Source organism: [Eubacterium] eligens ATCC 27750 (assembly GCF_000146185.1).
Lineage (GTDB): Bacteria > Bacillota > Clostridia > Lachnospirales > Lachnospiraceae > Lachnospira > Lachnospira eligens.
This window is the reverse complement of record NC_012780.1, coordinates 70,750-88,577: the sequence shown is the minus strand read 5'-3', so window position 1 is coordinate 88,577 and position 17,828 is coordinate 70,750. Positions and strand designations below refer to the sequence as shown.

Sequence of the window (17,828 nt, the reverse complement as noted above, 5' to 3'; positions counted from 1 at the left end):
CAAAGATAACTTATAGATTTACCTACTAAATGAGCCATAAACAATGAATTTATAGGTCTTTTAGTTGTAAAAATGCGTTTGACATTATCGACAGTATAAAAAAAGACATACTAAACCATTGAAAATGCGACTACTTATAGGTATCACGACTTTGAGCCGGTAAAATCAGGGAAGCAACAAGCACATTAAGAATGAAATTAAGATGCAGCAGACAAGGCAAATAGGGATAGAGGAAATCAGGACAGAAAAAAGCAGAATAGAGAAAAGCAGGACAGGAAGGAACAGAAAGAAGGTGTAGATATGCAGCAGGAAATAAATAACAATTTTTCAAAACAAGATGAATTCTACATGAGGCGGGCAATTGAACTGGCAAAGAATGGAACAGGCTGGGTTAATCCTAATCCGCTGGTTGGAGCTGTTATTGTAAAGGATGACAGAATCATAGGTGAAGGCTGGCATAGGAAATATGGTGAGCTTCATGCGGAAAGAGACGCACTTTCAAGATGTATGGAGGATACCAGTGGAGCAACCATATATGTGACACTTGAGCCGTGCTGCCATCATGGGAAACAGCCGCCTTGCACTGAAGCACTTGTGCAGGCAGGAATAAGCAGGGTTGTGATAGGTTCGATGGATCCTAATCCCCTGGTAAGTGGAAAAGGTGTTAAATATCTGGAAGAACACGGGATTAAAGTCGAAGGTTGTGTATGCAATGAAGAATGTCTTGCGATGAATTATGTATTCTTTCATTACATAAGGAATAAAGAGCCATATGTTGTGATGAAAACAGCACAGACACTTGATGGAAAAATTGCCACATATAAGGGACTTTCCAAGTGGATTACAGGTGAGCAGGCAAGAGAAAATGTGCATGCAGACCGTCACAGATATGCGGCAATTATGGTTGGGGTTGGCACTGTGATTGCTGATAATCCAATGCTTGACTGCAGAAGTACAGCCATAAGCAACCCACACAATCCTGTGCGAATCATATGCGACAGCAGATTGAGAACTCCGCTTGACAGCAGAATTGTAAAAAGTGCAGGGCAGATACCAACAATAATTGCTACATGTAGTACCGACAGCGACAGGAAATCTTTATATGAAAATGCAGGCTGTGAAGTGATAATTACAAAAGAATCAGAGCAGCACGTTGATCTTAAAGAGCTTATGAACATACTTGGAGAAAAAGGTATCGACAGCGTGATTCTAGAGGGAGGCGGAACACTTAACTTTTCGGCATTGCAGGCTGGAATTGTGAACCGGGTTCAGACTTACATTGCACCTAAGATATTTGGCGGGGTAGACAGTAAGACAGCAGTTGAAGGGCAGGGTATTGCAAATGTAGATGAAGCATATCGGTTGAGAAACAAAACCGTTCGTCTTCTTGGTGACGATATTCTGATTGAAGGAGAGTTGTAATGTTTACAGGAATTATTGAAGAAATCGGACATGTAAATAATGTAAAAAAAGGAACGGCATCAGCAATTCTTACAATACAGGCAGAAAAAGTCCTTAAGGGAACACATATAGGAGACAGCATTGCTGTCAATGGTGTGTGCCTTACAGTGACAGGGATATATGATAATACATTTACTGCGGATGTAATGCATGAGACGCTGAACCGCTCATCACTTGGCAAGCTGGTGAGTGGCAGTGCTGTTAATCTTGAAAGGGCAATGGCAGCAGATGGAAGGTTCGGAGGGCACATAGTTTCAGGACATATTGATGGAACAGGAAAAGTTGCAGCGATAACCAGGGATGATAACGCGATATGGTATCAGATTAAGACAGACATCGGAATATTAAAATATATTGTTGAAAAAGGTTCAGTTGCCATAGATGGAATAAGTCTTACGGTTGCCAAGACGGACAGCCAGAGCTTTTCAGTATCAATAATACCACATACGGCAGGTGCGACAACGCTGTCACTTAGGAAAGCTGGTGATGTAGTTAATCTTGAAAATGATATTGTCGGTAAGTACATAGAGAAATTCATCACATTTGAAAAGGAAAAGCCGAAAAGCGGGATAACGAAAGAGTTCCTGCTAAAGAATGGATTTTAAAATATCAAAGGGAAAGGAAGGTAAAAGAAAATGTTTGAGTATAACACAGTAGAAGAGGCAGTTAAGGATTTACAGGATGGAAAGCTGATACTTGTCTCAGATGATGAAAGCAGAGAGAATGAGGGAGACCTGATATGTGCCGCTGAATTTGCAACTACTGAAAATGTGAATTTCATGGCGACATATGGAAAAGGACTTATATGCATGCCTATGAGTGGAGATTTGTGCAGAAAGCTGGGACTTACACAGATGGTTGCTGACAATACTGATAACCATGAAACTGCATTTACAGTGTCAATAGACCATGTTAAGACGACAACAGGAATATCGGCAGAGGAGAGAGGCTTTACTGCAAGAGCATGTGTGTCAGATGAGGCAAAGCCTGAGGATTTCAGAAGACCGGGACATATGTTTCCACTACGTTCAAAGCCTAATGGAGTTCTTGAAAGAAACGGACATACAGAGGCAACAGTAGACCTTATGAGAATAGCAGGACTTAAGGAGTGCGGTCTGTGCTGTGAGATAATGAAAGAGGACGGAACAATGATGAGAAAAGAAGACCTCATAGAAATGTCCGAAAAATTCAATCTCAAATTCATAACAATTAAAGCGATTCAGGAATACAGAAAGAGACATGACAACCTGGTTGAGTGTGTGGCAGTTACAAGAATGCCTACAAAATACGGGGAATTCACAGCACACTGTTATGTCAATAAGTTAAATGGTGAGCATCATGTTGCATTGGTAAAGGGCGACATTGGTGATGGCAGCAATCTTTTGTGCAGGGTACATTCAGAGTGCCTGACTGGAGACGCATTTGGCTCAATGAAATGTGACTGCGGTCAGCAGTTAGCGTCAGCAATGACACAGATTAACAATGAAGGCAGGGGTGTGCTTCTTTATATGAGACAGGAGGGCAGAGGAATCGGGCTTGTCAACAAGCTTAAGGCATACGCACTTCAGGATCAGGGAATGGATACACTTGAGGCTAATCTGGCGCTTGGTCTGCCGGGAGACGCGCGCGAGTACTACATAGGAGCACAGATATTGAAAGACTTAGGTGCTAAGAGCTTAAGGCTTCTTACGAACAATCCCGATAAGGTATACCAGCTTGCAGATTTTGGAATCGAAATCAGTGAGAGAGTGCCTATTGAGATAGATGCGACCAGCTTTGACAGGTTCTATCTTAAGACAAAGCAGACAAAGATGGGACACATTTTAAATGTGGTGTAAAAAAATGAAATATTTATAAGGAGGAATTGATGATGAGAGTTTTAGAAGGTAAGTTAGTTGACAGTGGAATTAAGGTAGGTATTGTAGCAGCAAGATTTAATGAATTTATTGTGTCTAAGCTTGTTGCAGGAGCTAAGGACGGACTTGTAAGACATGATGTTTCAGAGGAAAATATTGACCTTGCATGGGTACCGGGTGCATTTGAGATACCATTGATAGCTTCAAAGATGGCAAAAAGCGGAAAGTATGACGCAGTTATATGTCTTGGTGCAGTTATAAGAGGTGCTACAAGCCACTACGATTATGTGTGCAGCGAGGTTTCCAAAGGCATTGCAAATGTTTCTTTAGCAAGTGATATTCCTGTTATGTTTGGAGTGCTTACTACAGATACAATCGAGCAGGCAATTGAGCGTGCCGGAACAAAGGCAGGCAATAAGGGATTTGAGTGCGCTGAAGGTGCTATTGAGATGGTTAATCTTATTAAAGAGATTGAAGGATAATATATAAAATTTTTAGTAATTGTAAAAGGTCAGATTCGTCAGTAACCATTGGGCTTGGCGGGTCTGACCTTTTGTATTATAAAATATGATATAAAATGGATATGCGAAGATGATGATATAAGGTATAATAGATTTGTGTCCTTTAATAATTGTTAAATGAGGATATATTACATATAAATTTATAGAATCGATGGGAGAGATAAGATGAAGTGGGGAATTTTGGCTACAGGTAATATTGCAAAAAAATTTGCATCAACCATAAATCAGATGAGTAAAGAAAATGAACAGTTAGTAGCAGTTGGTTCACGTAACATTGAAAGTGCAAAAGCCTTTGCTAATGAGCATAATATCCCAAGATATTATGATTCGTATGAAGCACTGGTTAAAGATCAGGATGTTGAGGCTGTTTATGTAGCAACACCAAATACTTTGCATTATGAGAATTGCAGGTTATGTCTTGAACATGGAAAGCATGTATTGTGCGAAAAGCCGTTTACGATAAATGATAAACAGGCACAGGAACTGTACAGGCTGGCAAGGGATAGGCATCTTTTTATCATGGAGGGACTCTGGATATGGTTTCTTCCATTGTATGATCGTTTACGCAGTATCTTACAGCAAGGAGTAATTGGAGAAATAAAACATATTTCATGTCAGTATGGGTTTGTTGCAACAGGTGCCAGAAAAGAGCGTAAATTTAACCCTGCACTTGGTGGAGGTGCTTTGTTGGATATAGGAATTTACAATCTGGGATTTCTGCGCATTGTTACAGGGGATGAGCCGCAGAATGTAGAAACTCAAAAAGTACATATTAATGAGTATGGAACAGATGATTACAGCTGCCTCAACATGACATATAATGATGGATGTACTGCAGAATCAGTCCAGACAATTGGGCAGGAATTAAAACGTAATGCCAAAATTGAGGGAACAAAGGGAAGTATATTTTTACCAGATTTCCAACACGCTGAGACTATGATACTTGAGGTGGAAGGAAAAGAACCGGAAACAATCGAGTGTCCGGTTGATATAAATGGCTTTGAATATGAAATCAGGGAAGTAAGCAGATGCGTAAAACTTGGATATTGCAGCAGTGATGTATATACAGCTAAAGACAGTATTGCACTTACACGGATGATGTATGATATCCGTATGAGCTGGAGTTAAATATGTAAGTACTGAAAACATATTTTACGAGGTAGTTGGAAACAGGCAGTTTAGAATGTTTGAGTATGTGATATAGTAGTATATAAATGTGAATTAAGCATGAAAAGTAGTGAAATAATGGAGTGAAGCAGATATGAAAACAGTTATTATATATGCATCGGTTCATCACAATAATACCAAGAAAATTGTTGATGTCATAGCAGATGAATATGGGGTTGATATTATTGATGCAGCTAAGATTACTGAAAAGGATTTATCAGGGTATGATCTCATAGGATTTGCTTCTGGTATTTATTTTGGTAAGATGCACCAGGCCGTAATCAACTTTGCTGAAGTAAATCTTCCAGAGGATATGGATGTTTTTCTTATATGCACTTATGGAGGAAAGCCGGTATTTGATTCAATAAAGGGAATTATAAAAGAAAAGCAGGGAAGAATTGTGGGAGAATTTTCTTGTAAGGGATATGACACATTTGGACCATTCAAGCTTATAGGAGGTATATCAAAAGGACATCCGGATAAGAATGATCTGGATAATGCAAAGGCTTTTTTTAAAGGGTTGTGTAAAAACCGGAATTTGTAGGAGTGTGTTACATGTATGACTGTTGAAGATGCGATTAATTATTTGATGTTAAACATGCTACAGTGAGTGAGCATATTTCCAATATTCTTTCTTCAGGAGAATTAGATGGGACTTCTGTCGGTTTTTACGACAAAAGTTCTGGAGGAAGAAAACCCAAGATATATAATCTTGATATGATATTATCTGTGGGATATCGTGTTAATTCAAAACGCGGCATCGCATTTCGTAGATGGGCTAATTCTGTGTTAAAGCAATATGTGATTCAAGGCTATGCTATTAATGGAAAACGATTGCAAGCGCTTGAAAGAACCGTTGATATTCAAACAAAGATGCTTGCGTGCACATTGGAGGTTGAAGAGTCAGAAATTTTAAAGGCTGTTACCTCGTATACAGATGCATTAATGCTTTTGGACCAATATGATCATCAATCTCTTAAAAAACTTGTGGGAAACAGACCTATATATAAAATAACATATGAGGAATGTAAAAAAATGGTTTCACACATGGAGGATTCATTTAAATAGGATGTATTTGGTGTGGAGAAAGAAAATGGTAAAGTTGAGGGTATTTTGGCAGCAGTTTATCAGAGTGTGTTTGGTGGAGACGTATATCCGTCATTAGAGGAAAAGGCTGCTAATTTATTATATTTTATGATTAAGGATCATCCATATGCAGATGGATGTAAGCGAATTGCAGCATCTTTATTTTTGGAATTTCTTGCTCGGAATAATGCCTTGTATAGAGATGATAGTAAGATAATCAGTGATGGAGCATTGGTTGCGATTACGCTTATGATTGCAGAGTCAATACCGGAAGAAAAAGATATAATGGTGAATCTTGTAATGAATTTTTTGACAATGTAGTTAGTTCGTGAATTTTATTATTTAATGAAATTGGTAAATAGAAATTTGTAAAGATAATAGAAATTAGGCTATGCAGTAATGTGTAGCCTTTTTGAGTATCAATACATTGACATATATCTATGTATATGATATAACATAGACAAACATCTATGTGAGGTGAATAATTATGAATGCTGAAAAAGTTGCATTGATTTGCAAAGCACTTGGAGATACAAACAGGTTGGAGATAGTTCAGATACTGTCCGATGGCGAGAAATGTGGCTGTAAGATATTAGAAAAGTTTGAAATTACACAGCCTACACTATCACATCATATGAAAATACTTACAGCATGTGGTCTTGTGAATGATCGAAAAGAAGGAAAATGGCATCATTATTCTTTGAACTGTGAAACACTGATGAATTACAAGCATTTTATAGAATGCCTTACCTGTGTTTAATGCAGGGAAAAAGTTTGCTGAAATAAATTTAAGGAGATTACAATGACGATACAGGATAAAGCAGAACTTATAATTAAAGATATTAAATTAGAAAAAGGAACGAATCCAATTCAAATTTTTAAGAAAATTGCACAGAAAGAATATGTTAGTATGCATGGTCCTGAACATCATATATTAGATGGAGCAAGTTTGCTTGTAGCATATAAAAATGCTGGAGGAAACATTGATATTGAAAATGCTCTTGAAAAACTAATGTCAGAAGGTCTGAGAATGCCTGGGGCAATGTGTGGATTATGGGGAATATGTGGTGCAATTACTTCAATGGGGGCAGCATTATCAATTATTGATGGGACAGGTCCACTATCAACAGATGGTACATGGGGAAATCATATGCAGTTTACTTCAAAGGCAATTGGGGAATTAGGAAAGATAAATGGTCCAAGATGTTGCAAAAGAGATGCAATGATTGCGTTTAAGAATGGTGTCGATTATATAAATAGTAATTATGATGTTGTTTTGGAATATGAACATATGCGGTGTGAGTATTCTAAGAGGAATGAACAGTGTATAAGGGAAAGGTGTCCATATTATGAGTAAAAAGAAAATAGCATTTATATGTGTTCATAATTCATGTAGAAGTCAGATTGCGGAGGCTCTCGGAAAATATTTGGCATCAGATGTATTTGAAAGTTATTCCGCTGGAACAGAAACAAAACCATCAATTAATCAGGATGCAGTGCGCATTATGAAAGATATGTATGGCATTGATATGGAGCAGACTCAGTATTCTAAACTAATTTCAGATATTCCAAAACCTGATATTGCTATTTCTATGGGATGTAATGTAGGATGCCCATTTATTGGAAGAGCATTTGATGATAATTGGGGGCTTGAAGATCCAACGGGAAAGAGTGATGATGAATTTATAACTACAATTAAAAAGATTGAAGAGTATATTATAAAACTGAAAGAAGAATTAACATAGTGAACAGAATACAAAATTATGGCAAAGGTAAAGGCTGCGGAGGTCATTGTCTATGCAACACCAATTTATTACTATGAGATGTGCGGCCAGATGAAAACACTTCTTGATAGATTGAATCCTTTATATTCGACAGATTATTCATTCAGAGATATTTATATGATTGCAACTGCCGCTGAGAATGATGAAAGTACATTTGAAAAAGCCTACAATGGTCTGCAAGGCTGGGTAGACTGTTTTGAAAAGGCTTCCTTGAAAGGCATGGTTGGTGGCGGTGGAATTGATGCTGCAAATACAGCTGCTGATCATGTGGATGCGATGAAGAAAGCATATGAACTTGGAAAGGAATTATAAGTATGAAAAGAGTACTATTACTGAGTCTTTGTGTGTTAGTTTTAACTGGGCTTGCAGGATGTAGAGAAAAAAGAAGTGTTTCGTCTGAAAATGATATATCCGAAGGAATAATAGACAATAGTACTGAATCTCAAATTTCAGCTGGAGAATTAGAGAAAACAGAAATTACAGACAAATCGGCGATTGATGATGAGAAAGAATATATGAAGTTATATTTTAATGATACTGAAATCCCAGTTATATGGGAAGATAATCAGACTGTACAAGAACTCATGGAAGAAGCTCGCAAAGGAGATGTCGTAGTGCAGATGTCTATGTATAGCGACAATGAGCAGGTTGGTTCTCTGGGAAAAAGTTATACAAAAAATGATGAGCAGATAACTACTCATAGCGGAGATATAGTTCTATACAGTGGAGACAAAATAGTAGTGTTTTATGGATCCAATTCATGGGCATATACCAGACTGGGGAAAATGAATATTCCAGAAGATGATGTGACAGAACTTTTGTCAAATGGGGATATCACTTTGAAAATAGCAACATCATTTTATAATCTTCCAGATCAAACTGTTTTGATTGATTGACAATTACCGAACTATTCCAGTATATTTAATCCATAAAGCAGATAGAAACTCCTAGATGTGCAGGTGAACAGACATGAAAAATATCCATAGCATTGAATTTTATACTGGAAGCAGGGAAGAATTGCTTCCCGGTTTTGAAAAAGATTTTCCCTATATCGCTACGAGGGCAGAACTTGACAAGTATATAGGGGGTTATGTACCGTGGCACTGGCACAGGACAGTGGAACTTTTTTATATGGAAAGCGGCAGCATTGAATATGATACGTCAGGAGGAAAAATATTGTTTCCGGCTGGAAGCGGCGGCATGATAAATTCCAATGTACTCCATATGACAAAAGCAATATCGCAGAAAGAAAAGAATATACAGCTACTTCATATTTTCGACGTTTCATTACTTGCCGGAGAACAGGGAAGCAGGATTGAACAAAAATATATTACACCTATTATAACAGTCCCGCAGATTGAGGTAATTCCGCTTTTTCCAGGCAATGCAGAAGAAGAAAGGATTTTGAAACTGCTTGCTGCTTCATTTCGTATATCCAGTGATGAATTTGGATATGAAATAAAACTACGGGAAGCTCTAACGGAAATATGGCTTATGCTTTTTGAACTTTCTCGTTCTATGCGCGAAAAGAAAGGGGAACATAACAAAAGCAACGATAAAATAAAGCTGATGATGATATACATTCATGAACATTACAGAGAAAAATTATCTATTTCGGAACTTGCTGCGGCAGCATATTTAAGCGAAAGGGAATGTTACAGAGTGTTCCATGACTGTCTGCACATGACACCCGTAGAGTATATAACAACTTACCGTTTACAAATTGCCTGTCAGATGCTGGCAAAGGGGCAGGAACCTGTTACCGTTATCAGTCATGAGTGCGGTTTAGGGAGCAGCAGTTATTTTGGAAAGGTTTTTAGGGAATACGCACATTGTTCACCTATAGAATATCGAAAAAAATGGCAGAATAGTGATAAATAATTGCAGAAAAGAAATATTTTTTCTGTGATTTCTGCATTATAATGAGACCTATAAAGAAAATATATAATTTACAGGAGGTGAGTGCAAGGTGGAAAAACTGAATATTCAGACCGCAGAACTGGCATTAAAGGAAGCGTCAGAATCCAATCCAGGAGCATGGGCAGACCATTCCCGGTTTGTAGCCGAAGCCTGTAAAAACATCGCATCACACTGTAAAGATTTATCTTCTGAACAGGCATATATTTTCGGGTTGTTACATGATATTGGACGTTATGCCGGAGTGAGTTCGGAAAGGCATCTGATAGACGGCTATCGGTACTGTATGGAACGCGGATGGGAAAAAGTTGCACAGATATGTATATCACACGCATTTATGATACAGGATATTGACACATCTATAGGTGAGTTTGATGTCAGTTATGAGGATTACCTGTTTATGAAAGAATTTGTTGCAAATGCGATATATGATGATTATGATCGTCTTGTACAGTTATGTGACGCATTGGCTATGCCAACGGGGTTCTGTCTTTTGGAAAAGAGATTTGTAGATGTGACAATACGGTACGGTGTTCACCCGGCGACAATAGACAGATGGAAAAGGATTTTAGAGATTAAAGAACAATTTGAAAATCAGATTGGCTGTTCTATCTATTCTCTGCTTCCTGGTATTGTGGAAAACAGTTTTCGTTAGGGTGATACATTATTTTGATACAGACAGGGAAAGGTGGCAGCATGAAGTATAAGCATATTATTTTTGATATTGATGGTACTCTGATTGATACGGAATATGCTGTATTACATTCTTTACAGGAAACTATAAAGGGATTGTCCGGGAGAGAGATACCATGCTCTGAACTAAGATTTGCGTTAGGGATTACAGGAACAGACGCTTTGAAAAAACTTGAGATAAAAGACACTTCCTATGCAATAGAATTATGGGATAAAAATATGCGTAACTATACAAATACCATTAAGGTATTTGACGGAATCATTGAATTGTTGAAAAATCTTCTTAGTCTGGATTATGAAATGGGGATTGTCACATCAAAGACAAGGAAAGAATTTGCACATGATTTTTGTCCATTTGGTATCAGTCATTATTTCAAAACAATCATATGTGCAGATGATACACAGGAACATAAACCTAATGCCGCACCGATTTTGAAATATGTGGAATTATCAAAAGCAGACCATAGTAAAGTGCTTTATATCGGAGACAGCAAATATGACAGTAAATGTGCGGAAAATGCAGGAATTGATTTTGCTTTGGCAGTATGGGGCAGTCATAATAAGCACATAAAAGCAGATTATTTTTTAGAAAGACCTGCCGATTTGTTATCTGCTATCACTTCAGAGAAATTGTATTGGCGATGAAAGACCGGGCGAAAATGACTCTGGCAGTTGATTTGTTACGGTCGGTGCAAAGCGGACACCCACCGGATTTCCTGCACCCTTGTTCCCTTAGAATAGGTGAAATCTCAATTCAAGTTTATATGAGAATATCATATTGAGATTCTTGTGATTTCCTATTAATTAAAAAATAATAATTCCTTTATAGGCATATTTTCACTTTTTTTCTTATGTTACATGATATTTTTAATGAAAATTCCTATAAAGTATATTAATATTTCCAATTTATAGGTTTGTTTTCGACTATCATTATAGTTATACGCTGTTTTTATCCTATAAGTCTTTTAAAAATGCGACTATTGATAGGTATTATGATATAATTGTTTTATCAAAGCTCCATATGAAATGGATTCAAAAGAATTTTAAAGTGAATTTAAAAGACATAATATACAAAATCAGAGAGAAAATGTATGGCAAAGAAAATACCAACAGCGGTAGAAGTAAGAGAATATAAGGAGATACAATCGAATGGTCCGATAAGAGGACCTGAATTTCCGGGGGAATCTATCTGGAGGTTTCAGGAAATTATAAATAGTCAGAAAGCAGGAAAATGTTATGAAGTTAGATGTTTTGGGATTGATGGCAGCCTGTTCCTACGCACTGGATTGTGTGGAGGCAGAGCTTGTTCATGTAACTAATAATCATGCAAAAAGAGTCGCTTACATGAGTGTGAGCATAGCCGGCAAGATGGGCGTTGCGGGCGAGAGCCTGCAGGATCTGGCGGTGTGTGCGCTGCTTCATGATAATGCATTAACACAGTATATTCAGGAAGAACTTCATAATGATATTTCCCAGATTACTGTTACTAATAAGATACAGCAGCTAGGAGCGCACTGTTCTTTAGGTGAAAGGAATATCCAGAGCCTTCCGTTCCATACCAATGTGACCGACGTTATTTTGTATCATCATGAAAATGCTGATGGCAGCGGGCCTTTTGGAAAGAAATGGACGGAAGTTCCTCTGTTTGCAAGGATAATTCATTTGTGCGACCTTTTGGATATAGCCTGCATAAGCAGGCGGCTAACAGCAGAGACATGGGAAAAAGTACAGCATTTTTTTCAAAAGACAGAAGGCACAATGTTTGATAAGGAATGTGTAAAAGCATTTTACAAAGCATTTTCAGAGCAGGATTTTCTTATGATTGACGATGATAATCTGGATAAAATGCTGTGGGATAAAGTTCCAAGAATAATGCAGGAATTAAGCTTGGGACAGATAAAGGCGGTTGCTAATTTCTTTGCAAACATAGTTGATTACAAATCTCCATTTACAAGTACTCATTCAATTGGTGTTGCTGATTGTGCTGAAAAACTTGCACGATACATGGGCTTTGATGAAGAAACTGTTGAAAAAATGTATCTTGCAGGGGCATTGCATGACATTGGCAAAGTGGCTATAGGCAATGAAATTCTGGAAAAACCAGGAAAGTTGACAGACGAGGAGTTTCAGGACATGAAGCACCACGCTGCATATTCGTATTACATATTATCAGGAATTGAGGACTTTGAAGAGATTCGTGATTGGGCGGCATTTCACCATGAGAGGCTTGATGGCACAGGCTATCCTTTTGGAAAAACAGCGTCAGAGCTGAATACTCAGGAGAGAATGATGGCATGTGTAGACATTTATCAGGCATTAACTGAGAGCCGTCCTTACAAAAATGGCATGTCGCATGAAAAAGCATGTGCTATTCTTACTGATATGGCTGATAAAGGCTGGATTGATGCGGATATTGCTGCAGATGTTGATAAGTGTTTTGGCACAGCACGAATCATAGCTTAAAACTATGGCTAACCACAATTAAAATGTATTATAAATATCAAATCACATCTGATACAATTATCCTCACAATTGATTTATAACAGGAGGATACATATGAGTAAATTACATACACCTTTCAGATATGATTATGTGGGAAGCTTTTTAAGACCAGAGAGATTAAAGAAGGCAAGAGCTGATTATGAGAGCGGAAAGATTAACAAGGCAGAGCTTATAGCAGTTGAAGACGACTGCATAAGAGAGCTTGTAGCAAAGGTTAAGGAACTTGGTTATCATGTTATTACTGATGGAGAGTTCAGAAGGTCTACATGGCATCTTGATTTCATGTGGGGCTTCAATGGCGTTGAGCATAGAAAGACAGTTGATGGTAATACAACATTTGACGCAGAAGCAGCAATGATTGATGATACATATATGGTTGGGAAAATATCAGTAAAGAACCATCCGTTTGTTGAACATTTTAAGTTCGTTAAGGCATTAGAGGACGAGAACACTGTTGCGAAGCAGACAATTCCTTCACCGGGACAGTTCTATGCATATTTTACAGGCGCAGAGCTTTTAGCAGATACACTTGCATACTATGGAACAGAGGAAGCATTTGCAGAAGATGTAATTAAGGCTTACAATGAATTTGTTGCTGAAATATATGCAGCAGGCTGTAGAAATCTCCAGTTTGATGACTGCGTATGGGGCGGAATGGTTAATCCAAAGCTTGCTGTTGCGCTTACAGGCAGAAGCGGTGAGGCTCTTGAAGAGTACAAGAAGCTTATGCTTAAGTTAAACAACGAGGTTGTAGCTGCAGCACCAGAAGACCTTCTTATCAACACACATGTGTGCAGAGGTAACTATCATTCAACATTCTTCAGCTCAGGTGCATACGACAGCGTTGCTGATCTGCTTTTTGGTGAGGAAAATGTTAATGCATATTATCTTGAATATGATGATGAGCGTTCAGGCGGATTTGCACCACTAGCGAAGGTATCCGGGGACAAGAAGGTTGTTCTTGGACTTGTTACAACTAAGACACCAGCGCTTGAAAACAAGGAACTTGTTATTAACAGAATTCATGAGGCAGCAAAATATGTTCCGCTTGACAGACTGTATTTAAGCCCACAGTGTGGATTTGCTTCATGCGAGATTGGAAATAAGCTTACTGAGGAAGAACAGTGGGCTAAGTTAAAGCTTGTGAAAGAAATTGCAGAAGAAGTGTGGGGATAATTTCTGGAGAAATGATTCGTATATAATAGGATTAAATAAAAAGGATTGGAGATGTACACAGGTGTGGGTATGGTCTTCAATCTTTTTTTATAAGTTATAACGGATAAATTTTAAAATATGACATATTTTGATAGTTATAAATAAAAAATTATTATATATGAAAAACAATCCAATTATGGCGCTAACCCGACAAATTATACCGTTATTGGGAAAAAGAATAAAAAATAGGTATTATGAACATACAAATAAATTACTTGGAAGGAGGAAACCACTATGACAAAAGATGTTAAGCAGGTGATGGCAGGTAAGTTACAGAAGCTGTCAGTCAAGGTGGCAGTGCACTATGCAAATGTTGCATGCCCGATTATTACTTACCAGCCAAAGATGAGTGCAGAAGTAAAGATACATATTATACAGCAACACTTGAAGATTACAATGGTAGGACAGAAGATTATACGGATGGGAGATATAAGGCTGATTATTCTTCCGGATATGTAAGGAATATCAGCTCTTCATATGGTGGTGATACTAATTTCACATTGGTGGCAAGCGATAGAGACGGTAGTAGAAATTACTATGAGGATTTTCAATTATTTACATATGGCGTGAGCCCTGGAAAAACTCAGTATCTCAAGAATTATGTTAAAGAAAGTGGATATAATTATGCTGCTGTGAAAGTAGAACCGGGTTCACAGTATTATATGGAAACATATTTTGCATGGAGCCCAGATAATTATGGTGGATATTAAATAGAGAGGACATCAGGCAGAATAATGTCTGCCTGATGATTTATAGTGATATGAAAAATAAAGTGGTATCAGTAGCAACAGTTGTTGTTATTTTAATTGCGGTTATTTTTGCAGTTAAGCTGGGAAGAATAAAACTATTCAACAGTTCAAAAGAGGATCCTTTGAACGGAATAAACGAATCTAAAACGAATGAGCAATATACATATGAGGCTTATTCCATAGATAAGATGATACTGCTTAATCCGGGAGATGAAGGGGATTATTATAGGGAATTTAAGACATTTAAGTCACATTATAAATATAGATATATTGAATATAGTATTTCGAAGGCAAAACCAGAGGGAATAGATATTGATTTTTATAAAGAGGAAGAACAGAAAGATGCCAGTGGAAGTTTTATAGATGACACATATTATGTAACTGTAAAATATTTGGTTATTAACATGCGTGATTCGGAAGAAGAAAGTTATTTTTCTCCACAGAATTTTATGCTTGGTGTTTATGATGATAATGGATTTGTAGGCAAATGTGAGCCAAGGGGACATGTGATTGAAAATACAACAGCAGTAAAAGGGAGTATTAGTCTAAAAAAAGATGAAGAGGCAGTTATAACAACATGCTATTGTGTCAAGGAAGATATCCTTCAGAATAATAACATTGCAGTACAGGCATGTGCAATGGGCGAAAGCAAGGCTGTCAAAATGCCATATTTTTTAATAGAAACAGACGGAGTGATTGAATGAAAGTATTATTAAAAATTGAGTTGAATAGGGCTTTTAAGAATAAATGGATGTACATAACCCTTTTGGTATGTTCAGTCATTGTTTTGTATGATATTTTTAAAATTGTAGTTCCAACAAGGATAGCAATGGAGGTTTATGCTAATACATGGGGATATCCGGTACCTAATTTATATAATCAGTGGATGGAGCTAAATAACTTTAGTACAGCATCAAAATTACTGCATTTTATATTTCCACTGATTATATGTATTCCATATTCTATGAGCATATATTCGGATGTGGATTCCAGATATATTTATAATATAATTGTCAGGACAGATAAGAAAAAGTATTTTTTCAGTAAGCTTGTAACACAGTTTATTGTAGGATTTAGTGTGGTAATGTACACCTTGTTAATCTCCTTTCTGATAACGGCCACACTCTTACCGGCAGGTGAACCATTTCCTGGATTGCAATATGTGGCAGGTGCTAACTGTATATTAGGAAGTCTGTTTTATAAATTACCGTTATTGGTGTCTGTGTTAATTATGATTAGTGAATCTGTTTTATTCAGCATAATAGGCTGCTTATCATATACTTTTGCATATTTATTAGGTAATGGAGTTATGGTTATTGTATCAGCATTTACGTTATATTTTTTTGAAGAAGTAGTTATGCCGCTGGTTGGAGCAAAGAATCCTATGCTTGCCTGTTCATATCTTATACAGCTGACAGGTGATTCGGTTCCTATGTTTTTGATGGAAATAGCAGCTCTTCTGATAACAATAATTTGTTCATATTTTATTCGTAGGAGAAAGACAGATGAACTTTAGGGGGATAGAATGAAAAAAAGAGGAATATATATCTTAGCGGGCTGTATTATTTTTATGTTTATATGTGTTATTAGTATTGTCAATATTAAATACAGTAAAATTATGAGAGCTACACAGCTCTCATCTGATGAATGGTATGAGGCAGAAGGATATGCTGTAAAATTTAACAGATATGAAGTCCTTGATATGGAACAGTTAAATGATTATGTGACAGATCCAGAACAGTTGGAAGAATATAAAAAAACTTTACAGATAGATGGAAAGGTTGTTCTGGTATACATAACGTTAAGGATAACAGAGAGAGAACTGATGAATAAGGAGTGGTGGACAGATTTTATATTGTATGCTGATAATGCATGGGATAATCAGATAGATTCATATCTTTCAGCTTTTATTAAAGATGCAAATCCGGCAAAGGGAAATTATGAAGATGGTAAAGAATATGATATGATATTTCCTTTTAATATTGCAAAAGTCCAGATTCCAGAATATGAATATGATAATGCGGATAACTGGAATTATTTTATGATATGGAGTCAGAATCCAATAGTTTATACGCAGATTAATTAGATATATAAGAGGGTATATGAAATTTTTAAGATATTACATTTATAGAAATGAAAGCAAAAAAGCTTTAATCTACAAAATTATTATAGTATTAACGGCTATAGCAATGTGTCTTCCATTTTTTGCAAGATATAATACCAAATATATTGTAGGGGGCTGTGCAAAAGATGCAATATTTGTGCTTATGGGACGGTTTGTGTTTCCGATGCTGGAACTGATAAGCGTTATATTTTATATAAGATTGGCACTTAGAGATAATAATCAGAATGTGGTTATAAGATATGGCAGCAAGCGAAGAATATGGATTTACCAGAGTATTGGAGGATTGTTGTATTCATTAGAATGTGTCTTGTTGATATATGTAGCTTCCATAGGTTCTGGTATAGCTTATTTTGGAACATATGATAAATGGATGCTTGAAGGAAGCATGTATTACAGAATGGTTATACATAATAAATGGCCTTTTCAGATGGCAGTTACCCAGTTTCAGATGTATTTGTTTATTGTGGTGATAAAAACATTTATTACAAATATAACAATAAATATTTCACTATTGTTTAATTATATAACTGGAAGCACGAGAGTAGCAATTCTTATTGGGATTATTATATGCGGACTGGATTTTATAGCATATATGGGAAGCTGCGGATTATTTGAATTAGAATTTGTCAATTTCTATAGTATGGAGGATTGTATACTAAAAGTACTGATAGCTTTTTTTGCTGATGCAATATTATTTTTGATTGGAGTATATATGTCAGGTTTTAGGGAATATTTGGGGAAGAGGTAACTGG

General features: G+C 36.8%; 23 protein-coding genes. All 23 read left to right on the top strand.

The window, feature by feature from the left end:
• Positions 1-300: 300 nt before the first annotated feature.
• On the top strand, positions 301-1,422 hold the full coding sequence (ribD, locus tag EUBELI_RS10905) for a bifunctional diaminohydroxyphosphoribosylaminopyrimidine deaminase/5-amino-6-(5-phosphoribosylamino)uracil reductase RibD (RefSeq protein ID WP_012740395.1): 1,122 nt from the start codon (positions 301-303) through the stop codon (positions 1,420-1,422).
• A complete protein-coding gene (gene ribE / locus EUBELI_RS10900; protein WP_012740394.1) occupies positions 1,422-2,066 on the top strand; it encodes a riboflavin synthase in 645 nt (214 codons plus the stop codon). Before ribD ends, ribE begins: the two co-directional genes overlap by 1 nt.
• Positions 2,067-2,096: 30 nt before the next feature.
• Positions 2,097-3,299 carry a bifunctional 3,4-dihydroxy-2-butanone-4-phosphate synthase/GTP cyclohydrolase II gene (locus EUBELI_RS10895; RefSeq protein ID WP_012740393.1) on the top strand — a complete coding sequence of 401 codons (1,203 nt, stop codon included), beginning with the start codon at positions 2,097-2,099 and terminating at the stop codon, positions 3,297-3,299.
• Between the two features lie 32 nt (positions 3,300-3,331).
• Positions 3,332-3,799, top strand: a complete 468-nt coding sequence (gene ribH, locus EUBELI_RS10890; protein ID WP_022097602.1) for a 6,7-dimethyl-8-ribityllumazine synthase — start codon at positions 3,332-3,334, stop codon at positions 3,797-3,799.
• 204 nt (positions 3,800-4,003) lie between these two features.
• Entirely contained in the window at positions 4,004-4,966 is a 963-nt protein-coding gene (locus EUBELI_RS10885) for a Gfo/Idh/MocA family protein (RefSeq protein WP_012740391.1), read from the top strand.
• 133 nt (positions 4,967-5,099) lie between these two features.
• Positions 5,100-5,549, top strand: coding sequence for a flavodoxin family protein (locus tag EUBELI_RS10880; protein ID WP_012740390.1), 450 nt, complete (start codon positions 5,100-5,102; stop codon positions 5,547-5,549).
• A 62-nt stretch (positions 5,550-5,611) separates the two neighbouring features.
• Entirely contained in the window at positions 5,612-6,073 is a 462-nt protein-coding gene (gene rhuM, locus EUBELI_RS14735) for a RhuM family protein (protein WP_012740389.1), read from the top strand.
• Between the two features lie 12 nt (positions 6,074-6,085).
• Positions 6,086-6,412 (top strand): type II toxin-antitoxin system death-on-curing family toxin, encoded by a 327-nt coding sequence (locus EUBELI_RS14470; protein WP_012740388.1) that lies wholly within the window; start codon positions 6,086-6,088, stop codon positions 6,410-6,412.
• A 166-nt stretch (positions 6,413-6,578) separates the two neighbouring features.
• Positions 6,579-6,851: an ArsR/SmtB family transcription factor gene (locus EUBELI_RS10870; RefSeq protein WP_012740387.1), complete on the top strand. Its 273-nt coding sequence runs from the start codon at positions 6,579-6,581 to the stop codon at positions 6,849-6,851.
• Positions 6,852-6,893: 42 nt separating this feature from the next.
• On the top strand, positions 6,894-7,448 hold the full coding sequence (locus EUBELI_RS10865; protein ID WP_012740386.1) for a DUF5714 domain-containing protein: 555 nt from the start codon (positions 6,894-6,896) through the stop codon (positions 7,446-7,448).
• On the top strand, positions 7,441-7,836 hold the full coding sequence (locus tag EUBELI_RS10860) for an arsenate reductase/protein-tyrosine-phosphatase family protein (RefSeq protein ID WP_012740385.1): 396 nt from the start codon (positions 7,441-7,443) through the stop codon (positions 7,834-7,836). Before EUBELI_RS10865 ends, EUBELI_RS10860 begins: the two co-directional genes overlap by 8 nt.
• 18 nt (positions 7,837-7,854) lie before the next feature.
• The gene (locus tag EUBELI_RS10855; protein WP_012740384.1) at positions 7,855-8,187 is read left to right on the top strand and encodes a flavodoxin family protein; all 333 of its coding nucleotides are present in this window, start codon (positions 7,855-7,857) and stop codon (positions 8,185-8,187) included.
• Between the two features lie 2 nt (positions 8,188-8,189).
• Positions 8,190-8,771, top strand: coding sequence for a cyclophilin-like fold protein (locus EUBELI_RS10850; RefSeq protein WP_012740383.1), 582 nt, complete (start codon positions 8,190-8,192; stop codon positions 8,769-8,771).
• A 73-nt stretch (positions 8,772-8,844) separates the two neighbouring features.
• Entirely contained in the window at positions 8,845-9,756 is a 912-nt protein-coding gene (locus EUBELI_RS10845) for an AraC family transcriptional regulator (protein WP_012740382.1), read from the top strand.
• Positions 9,757-9,844: 88 nt separating this feature from the next.
• Positions 9,845-10,447, top strand: a complete 603-nt coding sequence (locus tag EUBELI_RS10840) for an HD domain-containing protein (protein ID WP_012740381.1) — start codon at positions 9,845-9,847, stop codon at positions 10,445-10,447.
• A 41-nt stretch (positions 10,448-10,488) separates the two neighbouring features.
• Positions 10,489-11,130, top strand: a complete 642-nt coding sequence (locus EUBELI_RS10835; RefSeq protein WP_012740380.1) for an HAD family hydrolase — start codon at positions 10,489-10,491, stop codon at positions 11,128-11,130.
• Between the two features lie 591 nt (positions 11,131-11,721).
• Positions 11,722-12,948: an HD-GYP domain-containing protein gene (locus EUBELI_RS10830; RefSeq protein WP_012740379.1), complete on the top strand. Its 1,227-nt coding sequence runs from the start codon at positions 11,722-11,724 to the stop codon at positions 12,946-12,948.
• A gap of 93 nt (positions 12,949-13,041) precedes the next feature.
• A complete protein-coding gene (locus EUBELI_RS10825) occupies positions 13,042-14,163 on the top strand; it encodes a 5-methyltetrahydropteroyltriglutamate--homocysteine S-methyltransferase (RefSeq protein WP_012740378.1) in 1,122 nt (373 codons plus the stop codon).
• A gap of 273 nt (positions 14,164-14,436) precedes the next feature.
• Positions 14,437-14,661, top strand: a complete 225-nt coding sequence (locus tag EUBELI_RS10820) for a cyclic lactone autoinducer peptide (RefSeq protein ID WP_012740377.1) — start codon at positions 14,437-14,439, stop codon at positions 14,659-14,661.
• A 301-nt stretch (positions 14,662-14,962) separates the two neighbouring features.
• Entirely contained in the window at positions 14,963-15,655 is a 693-nt protein-coding gene (locus EUBELI_RS10815) for a hypothetical protein (protein ID WP_148231384.1), read from the top strand.
• On the top strand, positions 15,652-16,467 hold the full coding sequence (locus tag EUBELI_RS10810; protein ID WP_012740374.1) for an ABC transporter permease: 816 nt from the start codon (positions 15,652-15,654) through the stop codon (positions 16,465-16,467). Before EUBELI_RS10815 ends, EUBELI_RS10810 begins: the two co-directional genes overlap by 4 nt.
• A gap of 9 nt (positions 16,468-16,476) precedes the next feature.
• The gene (locus tag EUBELI_RS10805; RefSeq protein ID WP_012740373.1) at positions 16,477-17,037 is read left to right on the top strand and encodes a hypothetical protein; all 561 of its coding nucleotides are present in this window, start codon (positions 16,477-16,479) and stop codon (positions 17,035-17,037) included.
• Between the two features lie 16 nt (positions 17,038-17,053).
• Positions 17,054-17,824, top strand: a complete 771-nt coding sequence (locus tag EUBELI_RS10800) for a hypothetical protein (RefSeq protein ID WP_012740372.1) — start codon at positions 17,054-17,056, stop codon at positions 17,822-17,824.
• The last annotated feature ends 4 nt before the right edge of the window (positions 17,825-17,828 follow it).

Bases quoted from the DNA above. Each gene is read 5' to 3' on its own strand.
- ribD (WP_012740395.1), top strand. From the start codon at position 301: ATGCAGCAGGAAATAAATAACAATTTTTCAAAACAAGATGAATTCTAC.
- ribE (WP_012740394.1), top strand. From the start codon at position 1,422: ATGTTTACAGGAATTATTGAAGAAATCGGACATGTAAATAATGTAAAA.
- EUBELI_RS10895 (WP_012740393.1), top strand. From the start codon at position 2,097: ATGTTTGAGTATAACACAGTAGAAGAGGCAGTTAAGGATTTACAGGAT.
- ribH (WP_022097602.1), top strand. From the start codon at position 3,332: ATGAGAGTTTTAGAAGGTAAGTTAGTTGACAGTGGAATTAAGGTAGGT.
- EUBELI_RS10885 (WP_012740391.1), top strand. From the start codon at position 4,004: ATGAAGTGGGGAATTTTGGCTACAGGTAATATTGCAAAAAAATTTGCA.
- EUBELI_RS10880 (WP_012740390.1), top strand. From the start codon at position 5,100: ATGAAAACAGTTATTATATATGCATCGGTTCATCACAATAATACCAAG.
- EUBELI_RS10870 (WP_012740387.1), top strand. From the start codon at position 6,579: ATGAATGCTGAAAAAGTTGCATTGATTTGCAAAGCACTTGGAGATACA.
- EUBELI_RS10865 (WP_012740386.1), top strand. From the start codon at position 6,894: ATGACGATACAGGATAAAGCAGAACTTATAATTAAAGATATTAAATTA.
- EUBELI_RS10860 (WP_012740385.1), top strand. From the start codon at position 7,441: ATGAGTAAAAAGAAAATAGCATTTATATGTGTTCATAATTCATGTAGA.
- EUBELI_RS10855 (WP_012740384.1), top strand. From the start codon at position 7,855: ATGGCAAAGGTAAAGGCTGCGGAGGTCATTGTCTATGCAACACCAATT.
- EUBELI_RS10850 (WP_012740383.1), top strand. From the start codon at position 8,190: ATGAAAAGAGTACTATTACTGAGTCTTTGTGTGTTAGTTTTAACTGGG.
- EUBELI_RS10845 (WP_012740382.1), top strand. From the start codon at position 8,845: ATGAAAAATATCCATAGCATTGAATTTTATACTGGAAGCAGGGAAGAA.
- EUBELI_RS10835 (WP_012740380.1), top strand. From the start codon at position 10,489: ATGAAGTATAAGCATATTATTTTTGATATTGATGGTACTCTGATTGAT.
- EUBELI_RS10830 (WP_012740379.1), top strand. From the start codon at position 11,722: ATGAAGTTAGATGTTTTGGGATTGATGGCAGCCTGTTCCTACGCACTG.
- EUBELI_RS10825 (WP_012740378.1), top strand. From the start codon at position 13,042: ATGAGTAAATTACATACACCTTTCAGATATGATTATGTGGGAAGCTTT.
- EUBELI_RS10820 (WP_012740377.1), top strand. From the start codon at position 14,437: ATGACAAAAGATGTTAAGCAGGTGATGGCAGGTAAGTTACAGAAGCTG.
- EUBELI_RS10815 (WP_148231384.1), top strand. From the start codon at position 14,963: ATGAAAAATAAAGTGGTATCAGTAGCAACAGTTGTTGTTATTTTAATT.
- EUBELI_RS10810 (WP_012740374.1), top strand. From the start codon at position 15,652: ATGAAAGTATTATTAAAAATTGAGTTGAATAGGGCTTTTAAGAATAAA.
- EUBELI_RS10805 (WP_012740373.1), top strand. From the start codon at position 16,477: ATGAAAAAAAGAGGAATATATATCTTAGCGGGCTGTATTATTTTTATG.
- EUBELI_RS10800 (WP_012740372.1), top strand. From the start codon at position 17,054: ATGAAATTTTTAAGATATTACATTTATAGAAATGAAAGCAAAAAAGCT.